The organism is Brevundimonas halotolerans, from assembly GCF_003730275.1.
Lineage (GTDB): Bacteria > Pseudomonadota > Alphaproteobacteria > Caulobacterales > Caulobacteraceae > Brevundimonas > Brevundimonas halotolerans.
The window spans coordinates 1-13942 of sequence record NZ_QTTA01000023.1; the positions used below are offsets into that span (position 1 = coordinate 1).

Here is a 13942-nt window from a genome sequence, read left to right on the forward strand (position 1 = left end):
ACGGCGTCAGACGGGCATTCTTGTGTACGTTCATCCGGGGAACTCTTCGGTTGAGGTTGGTGCTTCGCAACCCCAGCTTCTCAGCCCACCCCCGGGTGAACAACCTTCATAGCTTCGACAGCTAGGCCGCCTGGCGGAGCTGGTCGGGCAGTTGCAGGACGGTTTCGATCAGCTCGGCGGCGTCGAAGGGCTTGGCCAGATGGAGGTCGGCGCCGGCGGCCCGGGCGGCTGCCACATGTTCGGCCAGGGCATTGGCGGTCAGCATGACCACCGGCGTGCGCGGGCGGCCTTCGCGGGCCTCGAGCGCGCGGATTTCGCGGGTGGCGGTCAGGCCGTCCATGACCGGCATCTGCATATCCATCAGCACGATGTCGAAGTGATCGTCGCGACAGGCGTCGAGCGCCTGTTGGCCGTTCTCGACCAGCACCATACGGGCGTCGATCTGGGACAGGATCAGTTCGACGACCTTGCGGTTGGTCGGGTGGTCATCGGCGACCAGAACGCTGAGTCCGGCGCGACCTTCCGGGGCGGGTGCCTCGGGCATTGCGGCTGCTGGTGCGGCAGAGCGTTTCAATGGAACCATGAGGGTGAAGCACGATCCGCCGCCGGGCTCGCTTTCGCAGTCCAGGGTGCCGTCCATCATTTCCGCCAGCTGGCGGCAGATGGCGAGACCGAGGCCAGATCCGCCGAACTGCCGCGTGATACCGCCATCGGCCTGCTCGAACCGGCTGAACAGGCGGTCGCGTGTGGCCGCGTCGAAGCCGATGCCGCTGTCCGCGACGGCCAGACGGAGCGTCTCGCGGCCGGTCGCGTCGTGGTCCACGCCGACGGTCAATTGGACCATGCCTTCGGTGGTGAATTTGACGGCATTGGAGACCAGATTGGTCAGCACCTGCTTCAGACGGACGATGTCGCCTTCGATCCAGCGCGGACAGTCCTCGGCGATCTCGACCATATATTGCAGGCCTTTCTCGCGGGCGGTCTCGGCATAAAGCTGTGCCGCTTCCTCGACGGCCTGGTGCAGATCCATTGCCTCGGCGTTCAGCTGCAGGCGACCGGATTCAACGCGGGCGAGGTCGAGGATGTCGCTGAGCAGGATTTGCAGGGTCCGACCGGAGGCGTCGATCAGCTTGAGCATGTCGCGCTGGTCTTCGCTGAGGTCGGTATGGGACAGGGCCTGGGCGACGCCGATCACGCCGTTCAGGGGCGTGCGAATCTCGTGGCTCATATTGGCCAGGAACTGGCTCTTGGCGGCGTTGGCGGCCTCGGCGGCGTCGCGGGCCTCGGCCAGGGCCTCGGCATCGCGCTTGAGATCGGTGATATCGTTGACCACGGTGACGATGCCGCCTGCGGCCGTCATCCGGTCCTGCACGCGCAACCAGCGTCCGCCGGCGATGCGCTGCTCAAGGGTGACCGACAGGGCCCGACGTGCTTCGATCCGTTCATCGATCCATTCCTGCTCGCGGCCCACTGCCTCCTGGTACAGGTTCTCGGAGATGCCGATCTCGAGAATCTGGCGGAAGGTCATGCCGCGCTCAAGCCGCGTGGCGAGCTCGGGATTGACCTCGGAATAGCGGGCGTTCCACAGCACCAGCCGGTCCTCGGTATCGTAAAAGCCCAGGCCATCCGGCATGGCGTCGATGGCTTCGCGCAACTGGCGGATGGCGCTGGTGCGTGACCAGTAGGTCAGGCCGATCGACGCGGCGGCGGCCAGACCCAGAACGCCCATGGCTGCAGCGATCACGGTCAGCACGAAGGTGCCTGAGAAGGCTGAGGGGGCAAGGGCGATCGCAGGACTTGCGTTGATCGTGACAGCGCCCATGGCCGTGAAATGCAGGGAGGCGATCGCCAGGGTGGCGAGCAGGGCGGCGCCGAGGATGCCTTTCCAGCCGCCCCGGGCATAAACCCAGCCTGCGGCGGCGGCAAACAGGGTGCCGATGACGACAGCAGCCACAACCACGGCCGGATCCCAGCTGACAAAGCCCTGAAGCCGGACGGCGGACATGCCGACAAAGTGCATGGCCGTGACACCGGCGATACCGAACATACCCGCCACCATCCGCGCCAGAACAGTCCGGCCCAGAAGTCCGATCAAGGTGGTGCCGACGCTGGCGATCAGGGCGATACCGAAAGATGCTGCCGTCAGGCCCAAGTCGTAGCGGAGCTCGAGGCCGGGGTCATAGCCAAGCATGCCGGTAAAGTGGGTGGTCCAGGCGGTGAGTCCCCCGGTCATGGCTGCCGTCAGACCGAGGGCGAGACGCATGCGCCCGCCGGAGTTTCGCGCCCGGTCAAACAGCGACAGGGCGGTCACCAGACCCCCGAAACAGACCGCAGCGGCCAGCGCCACCATCAGCCAGTTGTGCTGGGTTGTCAGACAGAGCAGGACGGCATTCACGAAGGCGGTATCCCCATGTTTGCCCCCTACGCTAGCGGACACAGGTGAAGATTCCGTACCCTGGCCTTGATTGGCGGGGGTTCGGGCCTGTCTTGCGGATTTCACAGTTCACGCGCATCACAGGACATGCCCGACGCCTCGAATCCTTCTCCTGTAGCCCCTTCGCCCGGGTCGCGGTTGTGGACGGCAGGGGCATCAGGGGGGCTGGCCGTCCTGATCCTGCTGGCGCTGGCGGTCTATGATCCGGAGCACGCGCCGCCCCTACTTGCCGGGGCGCTGTTGGTGGCGATCAGCACCTGGATGGTGGCACGCCAGCGGCCTGTGCCCGGGCAGCCCGAAGCGGCACCCGTGGCCGACAACCGTCCGGACACCCGCGCCGAGGGGCAGGCCACCCTGCTGGAAGAGGTGTTCGAGACGGTCACCGATCCCATGATGGTCGTGCGCGGCGGCGAGCCGGACGACATGGCCGGTCGACGTATCCTGCTGGCCAACCGGGCGGCGCGGGACCTGCTGCGTATTCCGCGTGAGGGGGCGATCCTGGTGTCGGCCCTTCGTGATCCCGGCCTGCTGGAGGCGGTCGATGAGGCCCTGTTCGGCGGCGTCAGCCGCGAGACCGACTTCGATTCAGGCGGCGTGCAGGCCCGTCATTGGCGAGCGGTGACCCGTCCACTGCCGGGGTCGGAGGCCCAGACCCTGGCGTTGGTCATGCTGCGCGACGAGACCGATGTGCGGCGGATGGAGCTGATGCGCGTCGATTTCCTGGCCAATGCCAGCCACGAACTGCGGACGCCACTGGCCTCGCTGTCCGGCTTTATCGAGACGCTGAAGGGGCATGCGCGCGAGGACTCGGTGGCGCGGGACCGGTTCCTCGACATCATGGCGGCGCAGGCCGAGCGGATGACGCGGCTGGTCGCCGACCTGTTGTCGCTGAGCCGGATCGAGCTGAATGAACATGTGCCGCCGTCGGGGCATCTGGACCTGAGCCGGGCCACCGCCGATGTGGTCGATGCGCTGAGCGTGCTGACGCGCGATTACGGCGTGCAGATTGTCGTCGACGCCCCGGATGAGGCGGTGCGGATCAAGGGGGAGCGGGACGAGATCGTTCAGGTGATCCAGAACCTGATCGACAATGCCATCAAATATTCGCCGCGCGACGGCCGGATCGAGGTCGAGATTCGCAGCGGGCTGACCCCGGCTGCTGCTGCGGCCGCTCGGATGCCGGGCGCGGCGCGTCTGCCGCTTTTGACGCCGGACCGGGACGATGGCCTGACCTATGCTGCTGTGACAGTGCGCGACCACGGGCCGGGCCTGTCGCGCGAGCATCTGCCGCGGCTGACGGAACGATTCTATCGCGTCGAGGGTCAGAAGAGCGGGGGGGACCGTCCGGGGACCGGACTGGGGCTGGCGATCGTCAAACACATCGTCAACCGGCACCGCGGAGGCCTGCTGGTCGAAAGTCTGCCGGGCGAGGGGGCGGCCTTTACCGCCTTCTTTCCGCTATCGAAACGCCGCGCTGTGACAGAACCCCTGACGGTGTAACCGAACTGTCATGGACCCGTCGTAATCCGCTGACCAATCACGGGCAGGGTCCGCGCACTTTTGATGACTGCAGGATTGCGGTCTGATTCCCCGTATCGCGGACCTTGATGACCCTGACCGTCCTTCTGATTGTGATCGTGCTGGCAGCGGCGGCCTTTGTGCTGGGCCAGCGGCGGGCCACGCGCCGTGCTGCCCTGCTGACCGGTCGGGAGCGCCCCCATTCGCGTCCCGCCCAGCACGGCGCCTATACCCTGATCTGGGTGGCGGCGCCGGCGGTATTCGTTCTGGTGGCCCTGTCGCTGCTGTCGGGGCCGATCACCCAGCAACTGGTCCAGACGGGCCAGCCGGAGGCGGTGTCCAGCCTCGAGCCCTTCCGCAAGAATGCCTTTGTCGCCGATGCCGCGCGCGTCGCCAATGGTCAGCCGGCCCAGGCGATCTGGGAGCCGGAGCTGGCGCAGCATCTGGCGAGCGAGGGTGCGCGTTCCGACCGGATCGAGATGACGCTGGACTGGGCCGGAGCGGTCGGTGCCATCCTGGTCGCGCTGATGGGCGGTATTATCGCCTTCCTGCGCATCCGGCCGGATTTTCGCGCGCGCAACCGGGTGGAGGGCTGGATCGTCGGCCTGCTGCTGGTCTGTTCGGCAATCGCAGTGCTGACGACTATCGGGATCATCGCCTCGCTGCTGATCGATGCGACGCGCTTCTTCTCGGCGGTGCCGTTGCCCGAGTTCCTGTTCGGCACCCAGTGGAGCCCGCAGACCGCCATCCGCGCGGACCAGGTCGGATCGACCGGGGCGTTCGGAGCCCTGCCGCTGTTCGCGGGCACCTTCCTGATCATGCTGATTGCTATGGCCGTGGCCGCGCCCGTCGGCCTGTTCGCGGCCATCTATCTGTCCGAATACGCCGGACCGGCCAGCCGGGCGATCATCAAGCCGGTGCTGGAGATTCTGGCCGGTGTGCCGACCGTGGTCTACGGCTTCTTTGCTGCGCTGACGGTGGGCCCGGCCTTCCGCGAGTTCTTCAACACCATCGGACGCTGGCTGATCGGTGGACCACTGGATGGCCTTGGCCAGTATCTGATGCTGGTCCAGAACCAGATGGCGCTGGTGGCCGGCGCGGTCATGGGGATCATGCTGATCCCGTTCGTGTCGTCGCTGTCCGATGACATCCTGAACGCCGTGCCGCAGTCGCTGCGGGACGGGTCCTATGCCATGGGGGCCACCAAGTCCGAGACGGTCAAGCGGGTGCTGATGCCCGCCGCCCTGCCGGGTGTGGCCGGGGCTCTGCTGCTGGCCATGTCGCGGGCCATCGGCGAGACCATGATCGTGACCATGGCGGCGGGCCTTGCCGCGCGCCTGACGCTCAATCCTCTGGATACGGTGACCACGGTGACGGTGCAGATCGTGACCCTGCTGACCGGCGACCAGGAGTTCAACTCGACCAAGACGCTGGCGGCCTTTGGCCTGGGCCTGACCCTGTTCCTGGTCACCCTGGCGCTGAACATCGTGGCCCAGCGCATCGTGCAGACGTATCGGCAGCAGTATGACTGAGACCCGCGACGCGATGACGGCGACCCGTCTGGACCGGCTGAGGGGCGGGCTGAAGCGGCGCTATGCCCGCGAGGCCCGGTTCCGCCTGTATGGGATTCTGGCCATTGGCGTGGCCGTGGCGTTTCTGGCGCTGCTGCTGGGCCGGATTATCGATCAGGGGCATACGGCCTTCTATGCCCATGACGTCTCGGTGCCGGTCTATCTGGACCCGGCGGAGATCGACCCCGCCTATCCGCAGGGCACCAATTTCGAGCAGATGGTGGCTCAGCAGCAGCTGGCGTCACGAGGACTGGAGGGCGATGCAGCCGGTCCGCTGGCTGCCGAGATGCGCGGCCTGTTCTCGTCGGAGCTGAAGTTCGAGATCGCCCGGCGGGTGGCCGAAGACCCCTCGCTGATCGGTCAGACGGTGACGTTTGACGTGCCGGTGTCGGATGAGGCGGACCTGTATTTCAAGGACGAAATCTCGATCGACACCCCCCCTGAGCAGCGGCGGCTGACGAACCAGCAGATCGGCTGGCTGGACCAGCTGGAAGACGACGGCAACGTCCGCGCCCACTTCAACAGCCGGCTGTTCACCAGCGGTGATTCGACCGAGCCTGAGCTGGCCGGCGTGCTGGGCGCGGTAATCGGCTCGGCCCTGATGCTTATGGTCACGGCCTTCCTCGCCCTGCCGATCGGCGTGGCGGCGGCGGTCTATCTGGAGGAGTTCGCGCCGCGAAACCGGCTGAGCGCCCTGATCGAGGTGAACATCAACAATCTGGCCGCCGTGCCGTCGATCGTTTACGGCCTGCTGGGTCTGGCGCTGTTCATCAACTGGATGCACCTGCCGCGCTCGTCGCCGCTGGTCGGCGGTCTGGTGCTGGCGCTTATGGCCCTGCCGACCATCATCATCGCCACGCGCTCGTCGCTGAAGGCAGTGCCGCCGTCGATCCGCGAGGCGGCGCTGGCCATGGGCGCCAGCCGCACCCAGACGGTGTTCCAGCATGTGCTGCCGCTGGCCCTGCCCGGGGTGATGACCGGGGCGATCATTTCGCTGGCCCATGCGCTGGGCGAGACCGCGCCCCTGCTGCTGATCGGCATGGTCAGCTTTATCCCGGGTATCGCCAGCTCGATCACCGAGCCGACCGGTGCCCTGCCGTCCCTTATCTACATCTGGGAGAATGCCTCGGAGCGCTCGTTCCACGAACGGACCGCCGCTGCCATCATGGTTCTCCTGACCTTCATGATCGTGATGAACGCTGCCGCCATCCTGCTGCGGCGTCATTTCGAGCGCCGGTGGTAAACGCATGAAACAGACGATCTATCGCTCGCAGGACGGACTGGAAGGCGGCGCATCCGCGCCTGCCGCCGAGGTGCCTGCCGAACTGGCCGCCGCCGCCCAGGCCGCGACCGATCCCAAGGGGGCGGCTCCAGTCGGCCCGACCAAGATCTCCGCGCGCGACGTGTCGGTGTTCTATGGGGAAAAGCAGGCGCTGTTCGACATCAGCCTGGACATTCCGGACAAGACGGTGACGTCGCTGATCGGGCCGTCGGGCTGCGGCAAGTCGACCTTCCTGCGCACCATGAACCGGATGAATGACACCATCGCCGGGGCCAGGGTGACGGGCCGGATCGACATGGACGGCGAGGACATCAATGCCCGCTCGCTGGACCCGGTGCTGCTGCGCGCCCGGGTCGGCATGGTGTTCCAGAAGCCCAACCCCTTTCCCAAGTCGATCTTTGAAAACGTCGCCTATGGCCCGCGTATTCACGGCCTGACCCGCTCCAAGGCTGAGCTGGCCGAGGTGGTCGAGGAATCGCTGCGCCGCGCCGGTCTGTGGGAAGAGGTCGCCGACCGACTGCACTCGCCGGGCACCGGCCTGTCGGGCGGTCAGCAGCAGCGTCTGGTCATCGCACGCGCCATTGCGGTCAATCCCGAAGTGATCCTGATGGACGAGCCCTGCTCGGCGCTGGACCCGATCGCCACGGCCAAGATCGAGGAGCTGATCGACGAGTTGCGCGAACGCTATTGCATCGTGATCGTCACCCACTCGATGGCCCAGGCTGCGCGTGTCAGCCAACGCACCGCCTTCTTCCACATGGGGCGGCTGATCGAGACCGGCGACACCGAAGAGATCTTCACCAATCCACGCGAACGTCGCACCCTCGACTACATCACCGGCCGTTTCGGCTAGGATACCCCGAATGAACCAGCACACCGTCAAATCGTATGGAGACGAGCTGAACCAGCTAACGGCCATCGTCGCCCGCATGGGCGGACTGGCCGAGGCCCAGGTTGCCGACGCCATCGAGTCGGTGGCGCGTCGGGATGTGGCGCTGGCCCGGGCGGTGGTCGAGCGCGATGCCCGCCTCGATACCCTGCACAGCGACATCGAGAAGAAGGCCATCCGCCTGATCGCCCTGCGCCAGCCGGTTGCCTCGGACCTGCGCAAGACGCTGTCGGCGATGAAGCTGGCGGTCGATCTGGAACGCACGGGCGACCTGGCGCGCAATATCTCAAAGCGGGCGCTGATCCTGGCCGACGGCGAGCCCATGCTGCCCCTGACCCGGTCGATCGAGCGGATGGGCAAGCTGGTGTCGAACCGGCTGCGCGATGTGCTGGACGCCTACACGGCCTCGGACGTGGATCGGGCGATGGGCGTCTGGACCTCGGACGACGAGGTCGATGAGCACTACAACAGCCTGTTCCGCGAACTGCTGACCTATATGATGGGCGACCCGCGCACGATCACGGCCTGCACGCACCTGTTGTTCATGGCCAAGAACCTGGAGCGGATCGGCGACCACGCGACCAATATCGCCGAGACCATCCACTATGAGATCACCGGCGGCGACATGATCGGTGAACGACCGCGCTGGACCCCGACCCCGTCGGATTCCGATGTGATGGCGGTCGACGATCCCCTGCGTCCGCAAGAGTCCTGAGACCGGAGACCGCTATCGTGCAGCCCTATGTTCTTGTGATGGAAGACGAGGACGCGCTGGCGACCTTGCTTCAGTACAATCTGGAAAAGGAAGGCTACCGCGTCGTGGTGGCCGGCGACGGCGAGGAGGGGCTGGTCCAGATCGACGAGCGCTTGCCCGATCTGGTGCTGCTGGACTGGATGCTGCCCAAGGTGTCGGGCATCGAGGTGTGCCGGCGCATTCGCGGACGGCCCGAGACCCGCAACCTGCCGATCATCATGCTGACGGCGCGCGGCGAGGAAACCGACCGGGTGCGCGGTCTGGACACCGGCGCCGATGACTATCTGACCAAGCCGTTCTCGATGACCGAGCTGATCGCCCGCATCCGGGCGGTGCTGCGCCGCATCCGTCCGGGTCTGGCCGACGACCGGATCAACCACGGCGACATCGTCATCGACCGGGTGGCCCACCGGGTGCGCCGGGCGGGCAAGGAAATCCACCTCGGGCCGACCGAGTTCCGCCTGCTGGACCACTTCATGCAGCACCCGGGCCGGGTGTTCAGCCGCGAGCAGCTGCTGGATGCGGTCTGGGGCTCGGACGTCTATGTCGAGGCGCGCACGGTCGACGTGCACGTCGGCCGTCTGAGGAAGGCGCTGAGCGTCGAAGGCACCGCCAACCCGATTCGCACCGTGCGCTCGGCGGGCTATTCGCTGGATCTGGACGGGTAGGGCGTGTCGGGGCCGTCCGACCGGCTCGACCTCAGCGGGCGCTGGGCGGGCGTCTTTTTCTACCCGGACGGCGCCCCGGACGACTTCGTGCCGACCAGCTTTCTGGCGATACTGGACGAGCACGGCAGCCACTTTACGGGCCAGACCACGGAGCCGGATTACTGGAGCCCGGTCGGCGCCGACCTGCACGCCGTTCTGGAGGGGCAGCGGACGGGGCTGTCGCTGGCCTTCACCAAAATTCCGGACGGCGGGCGGGTCACCATCGAATATGTCGGCGAGCTGACCCCCGATGGCCAGACCATCCGGGGGCGGTGGCACATCCTGGGCAATTGGTCCGGGACCTTCGAGATGCAGCGGCAGGGGGCAGCCGTTGAGGAGGTGGAACGGCGTGCCTCCGCCTACACCTCCGTGCCCGCCTCCAGCGCATAGACCTTGGCGCAGTATTCGCAGGTGACGTGGATCTTGCCGTCGGGCTCGACCATCTCGGCGCGTTCCTCGTCGGTGAAGCTGTCGAGGACGGTGGCGATGCGGTCGGGCGAGCAGCGGCACAGGGCTTCGAGCGACTGGCCGGCCTCGAGGCGCACGCCGTCCTCGTGGAACAGGCGGTAGAGCAGGGTCTCGGACGGGACCTGGGGGTCGATCAGTTCGTCGGCGCTGATGGTGTTGAACAGGGCGCGGGCGCGGGTCCAGGCTTCCTCGGTCTCGCCGCGGGTGGTGTCGGCGGCGAGGCGCTGGATCATCATGCCGCCGGCGCGCCAGCCGCTGCCGGTCTCGTCGGTCAGGTGGCCGACGGCGAGGCGCACCTCGGTCGGGATCTGTTCGGACTGCTCGAAATAGTGTTCGGCGCACAGGGCCAGGCTGTTGCCCTCGATGGGGGTGATGCCCTGGTGGCGGTCGAAGTCGGGGCCCTGATCGAGGGTCATGACGAAGACCCCCTTGCCCAGCAGGCGGTGGGCGCCGGGGCGGGCGTCATCGGCGGTGAGGGCGGCCAGTTCGCCCTCGTCATAGCGGCAGTAGCCGCGCAGGGTGCCCTCGGTGCCATAGTCACAGACGACGTAGCGGACCGGGCCGTCGCCCTGGGCCTGAACGATCAGTCGCCCGTCGAACTTGAGCGCCGAACCGATCAGGGCTGCGAGCGCACAGGCTTCGCCCAGCAGTTCGGCGACCGGGGCCGGATAGGCATGGGCCGACAGCACGGCGTCGATGGCCGGACCCATGCGGACAATGCGGCCGCGCACGGGCTGACCGTCGATCTGGAAGGCGGCAACGCGGTCGTCGGGCAGGCGGGAGGCGTCGGTCAAGGGGCGTTCCTGTGGGGGGCTTCCTGTGAAAGGCGAAGGCGCACAGATAGGGGGTGGCGGCGACCAATTTAAGCCCTTGCAAGCGTGGCCTTATGATAAGGGCGGAAACCGCGAGGGGCCTGTGCCGTTGTTCTGTCGGCCCCCACTGTGAACGAAGGCGTCTGATGTCTGCAAAGCCCCAGCTGAAACCCCTCAAGGATCAGGCGATCGTCATTACAGGCGCGACCTCGGGCGTCGGGCTGACGACGGCGCGGCGGGCGGCGCGGGCGGGGGCCTGTGTGTTCCTGATCGCGCGGGGTGAGCAGGATCTGAAGACCCTGTGCGAGGATATCCAGGCCCAGGGCGGGCGCGCGGCATGGGCGGTTGCGGACGTCGCGGATTATGACGCCCTGGCCGAGGCGGCGGACAAGTGCCAGCGTCTGTTCGGCGGGTTCGACACCTGGGTGAACAATGCCGGTGTGTCGATCTTTGGCCCGATCCGCGAGACCACGCTGGAGGACCAGCGGCGCCTGTTCGACACCAACTACTGGGGTGTGGTCAACGGCTCGCTGATCGCGGTCGAGCATCTGCGCGGGCGGCCGGGCGGCGGGGCCATCGTCAATGTCGGCTCGATCCTGTCGGATGCGCCCATCCCGCTGCAGGGCATCTATGCGGCGTCGAAGCATGCCGTGAAGGGGTTCACCAATTCGCTGCGTATCGAGCTGCTGCGCGAGAAGGCGCCGGTGTCGCTGAGCCTGGTCAAGCCGGCCGCGATCGACACCCCCTATAACCGCCACGCCCGCAATCTGACGGGGCAGGCGGTTCAGAACCCCCAGCCCGTCTACGGCACCCATGTGGTGGCCGACACGGTGCTGTATTGCGCCAGCCATCCGATCCGCGAGATCACGGTGGGTGGGGGCGGGCGGCTGATCGCGTCCTTCTATTCGGCGTTGCCGGGGGTTGCAGAGCCGCTGTTCGCGCGCTTTGCTCCGTCCATGATGCGCGACAAGAGCCACGACTATCACCCTTGGGACGACGGCCTGTACGACCCGACGAATGACGGCCTGGCCGATGAGCTGCACTATCCGGTGGTGCGCCGCTTCAGCACCCTGGCCGAGGTGCGCAAGCATCCCGGCATCGCTGGCGCCGTGGTAGCGCTGCTGGTGTCGGTCGGTGTCGGCTATGTGCTGCTGAACCAGAAGTCGGGGCCGACGCGGTTCGAGCGATGGAAGACGCAGGCTGATCCACGTCGCTGGCGGATGCCGTCGATGCCCGCCATGCCGTGGCTGTCGCGGCTGCGCTCCGACGGCATGGACGGACGGCTGGAGGCGTTGCAGGCCGAGCTGGACCGCTATGGTGGACGGGCGCGGCGAGGGCTGGAAGACGCGGGCGGTCGCGCCCGGCGCTATGCCTCGGATGCCGGCGGCTATGCCCGGGACCACGCCAGGGAGGGCGGGGCCGTGGCGGCTACTGTCGCCCTGCTGGGGGTTCTGGCCGCAGTGGCGATCAAGGCCCGGCAAAACGACGACTGAGGCGTTGCTGCAACTGCGAAGGTGGGTCAAGGTCGGGCCATGTCCGATGCGCCCACACTGATTTTCGACTTCGATTCGACGCTGGTCGGTTTCGAGACGCTTGAGGCGCTGGCCGAGCTGGCGCTGGAGGGGGCACCCGAGGCCGGGGCGGTCCGCGGCGAGATCGCGGCCCTGACCGATCAGGCCATGTCGGGCGTTCTCAGCTTCGACCAGGCCCTGACCCGTCGACTGACCCTGCTGCCGCTGACCCGTGACCATGTGCAGGTGCTGGCCGAGCAGGCCGTGGCGCGACTGGCCCCATCGGTGGCGCGCAATGTCGAGACCCTGCGCGCCCATGCCGAGCGGGTGGTGATCGTGTCCGGCGGTTTTCGCGAGGTGATCGCACCGGTGGCAAGGCATCTGGGCGTGCCGGATGAGCAGGTGCTGGCCAATGACCTGACCTATGACGACAAGGGCCGGGTGACCGGTGTGGACCGTGCCAATCCCCTGTCCGCCGATGGCGGCAAGGTGACCGGCATCCGGGCGCTGGGCCTGTCGGGCACCGTGGTGATGATCGGTGACGGTTGGACCGACGCGGAGGTGCGGCTGGCCGGGCTGGCCGACCGGTTTCATGCCTTCTGCGAGGTGGTGCGCCGCCCGCGCGTGGTCGAGGCCGCCGACGCGGTGGCCGTGTCGCTGGACGAGGTTCTGCACGCCGAGGGCCTGAGCGGGCGATGGTCCTATCCGCGCAGCCGCATCAAGGTGCTGTTGCTGGAGTCGGTGCACCCGGCGGCGGTCGCGGCACTGGAAGACGCGGGATATTCGGTCGAGTGCGAGACCGGAGCCCTGGACGAGGACGCGCTGATCGAACGGCTGAAGGGCGTGCATGTGCTGGGGCTGCGGTCGAAGACGGGCGTCAGTGAGCGGGTCATCGACGCGGCGGACCGGCTGATGGCGGTCGGGGCCTTTTGCATCGGGACCAATCATATCGATCTGGAGGCCGCCAGCCGCCGGGGCATTGCGGTGTTCAACGCCCCCTATTCCAACACCCGGTCGGTGGTCGAACTGGCCATCGGGCTGGTCATCACGCTGATGCGCGGGGTGGCCGACCGGTCTGCCGCGATGCATGAGGGCCGGTGGAACAAGAGCGCGCGGGGCTCGCGCGAGCTACGCGGCAAGACGCTGGGCATCGTCGGCTATGGCGCCATCGGCTCGCAGCTGTCGGTGCTGGCCGAGGCGCTGGGCATGCGGGTCATCTATCATGACCTGTCCGAGCGGCTGGCGCTGGGCAATGCGCGGCCCGTGATCACGCTGGACGACCTGCTGGCCGAGGCCGATGTGGTCAGCCTGCATGTTGACGGGCGGGCGGGGAATCACCGGTTGATCGGGGCGGGCGAACTGGCGCGGATGAAGCCGGGGGCCGTGCTGATCAATCTGTCACGCGGGCATGTCGTCGATATCGACGCGCTGGCCGAGGTCATGCGGGCCGGACGACTGGGCGGCGCGGCCATTGATGTCTTTCCCGAGGAGCCCCGGACCAATCAGGACCCGTTCGACAGCCCCTTGCGCGGTCTGGCCAATGTCATCCTGACCCCGCATGTCGGCGGCTCGACCGAGGAGGCCCAGGAGGCCATCGGGGCATTCGCAGCGTCTCGTCTGCTGGGCTATCTGAACCGGGGTGACACGACCTTCTGTGTCAACCTGCCGAATGCGCAACTCTCGGACGTGCAGGGTGCGCATCGGTTGCTGCATATCCACCAGAACCAGCCGGGTGTGTTGGCCGCCCTGAACCTGGCCCTGTCCGAAGCCGGGCTGAACATTCTGGGTCAGCACCTGAAGACCGATGGTCGCACGGGCTATGTCATCACCGACGTGGATCGCGACTATCAAGCGGGTGCGCTGGACGTGCTGAAGACTGTGCCCGGAACGCTTCGGTTTCGCGCTCTTTACTGAAGCTTACGCAGCGGCATCTTGCGTTGGGGTCGCTGTCGCGCGCACACTGTTGCCAACAGTCGCGACTGACGACTGAGGGAGG

11 protein-coding genes are annotated in these 13942 nt (G+C 67.1%); 9 read left to right on the plus strand and 2 right to left on the minus strand.

Annotation, left to right across the window (positions count from 1 at the left end):
- Positions 1–121: 121 nt before the first annotated feature.
- Positions 122–2395 (minus strand): ATP-binding protein, encoded by a 2274-nt coding sequence (locus tag EG854_RS11875; RefSeq protein ID WP_241153253.1) that lies wholly within the window; start codon positions 2393–2395, stop codon positions 122–124.
- A 126-nt stretch (positions 2396–2521) separates the two neighbouring features.
- Here EG854_RS11875 and EG854_RS11880 point away from each other — a divergent pair, with 126 nt between their 5' ends.
- From EG854_RS11880 to EG854_RS11910, 7 genes are all read left to right on the plus strand, one after another.
- Positions 2522–3934 (plus strand): sensor histidine kinase, encoded by a 1413-nt coding sequence (locus EG854_RS11880; protein WP_123288348.1) that lies wholly within the window; start codon positions 2522–2524, stop codon positions 3932–3934.
- Between the two features lie 107 nt (positions 3935–4041).
- Positions 4042–5484 (plus strand): phosphate ABC transporter permease subunit PstC, encoded by a 1443-nt coding sequence (gene pstC, locus EG854_RS11885; RefSeq protein ID WP_123288349.1) that lies wholly within the window; start codon positions 4042–4044, stop codon positions 5482–5484.
- Positions 5477–6766: a phosphate ABC transporter permease PstA gene (pstA, locus tag EG854_RS11890; protein WP_123288350.1), complete on the plus strand. Its 1290-nt coding sequence runs from the start codon at positions 5477–5479 to the stop codon at positions 6764–6766. Before pstC ends, pstA begins: the two co-directional genes overlap by 8 nt.
- 4 nt (positions 6767–6770) lie before the next feature.
- Positions 6771–7658: a phosphate ABC transporter ATP-binding protein PstB gene (gene pstB / locus EG854_RS11895; RefSeq protein ID WP_123288351.1), complete on the plus strand. Its 888-nt coding sequence runs from the start codon at positions 6771–6773 to the stop codon at positions 7656–7658.
- A gap of 10 nt (positions 7659–7668) precedes the next feature.
- Entirely contained in the window at positions 7669–8409 is a 741-nt protein-coding gene (phoU, locus tag EG854_RS11900) for a phosphate signaling complex protein PhoU (protein ID WP_123288352.1), read from the plus strand.
- A 17-nt stretch (positions 8410–8426) separates the two neighbouring features.
- Positions 8427–9116 carry a phosphate regulon transcriptional regulator PhoB gene (phoB, locus tag EG854_RS11905; RefSeq protein ID WP_123288353.1) on the plus strand — a complete coding sequence of 230 codons (690 nt, stop codon included), beginning with the start codon at positions 8427–8429 and terminating at the stop codon, positions 9114–9116.
- A gap of 3 nt (positions 9117–9119) precedes the next feature.
- Positions 9120–9545, plus strand: coding sequence for a hypothetical protein (locus tag EG854_RS11910; RefSeq protein WP_123288354.1), 426 nt, complete (start codon positions 9120–9122; stop codon positions 9543–9545).
- On the opposite strand, the gene EG854_RS11915 is transcribed toward EG854_RS11910, so the two are convergent.
- Complete coding sequence (locus tag EG854_RS11915; protein ID WP_123288355.1) at positions 9515–10417, minus strand: Hsp33 family molecular chaperone; 903 nt, start codon at positions 10415–10417, stop codon at positions 9515–9517. The two genes, EG854_RS11910 and EG854_RS11915, sit on opposite strands and share 31 nt — an antisense overlap.
- A gap of 164 nt (positions 10418–10581) precedes the next feature.
- On the opposite strand from EG854_RS11915, the gene EG854_RS11920 reads away from it, so the two are divergent.
- Together EG854_RS11920 and serA are read left to right on the plus strand one after the other, a co-directional pair.
- The gene (locus tag EG854_RS11920) at positions 10582–11928 is read left to right on the plus strand and encodes an SDR family oxidoreductase (protein ID WP_123288356.1); all 1347 of its coding nucleotides are present in this window, start codon (positions 10582–10584) and stop codon (positions 11926–11928) included.
- A 39-nt stretch (positions 11929–11967) separates the two neighbouring features.
- Positions 11968–13860 (plus strand): phosphoglycerate dehydrogenase, encoded by a 1893-nt coding sequence (gene serA / locus EG854_RS13465; protein WP_123288357.1) that lies wholly within the window; start codon positions 11968–11970, stop codon positions 13858–13860.
- Positions 13861–13942: the final 82 nt, after the last annotated feature.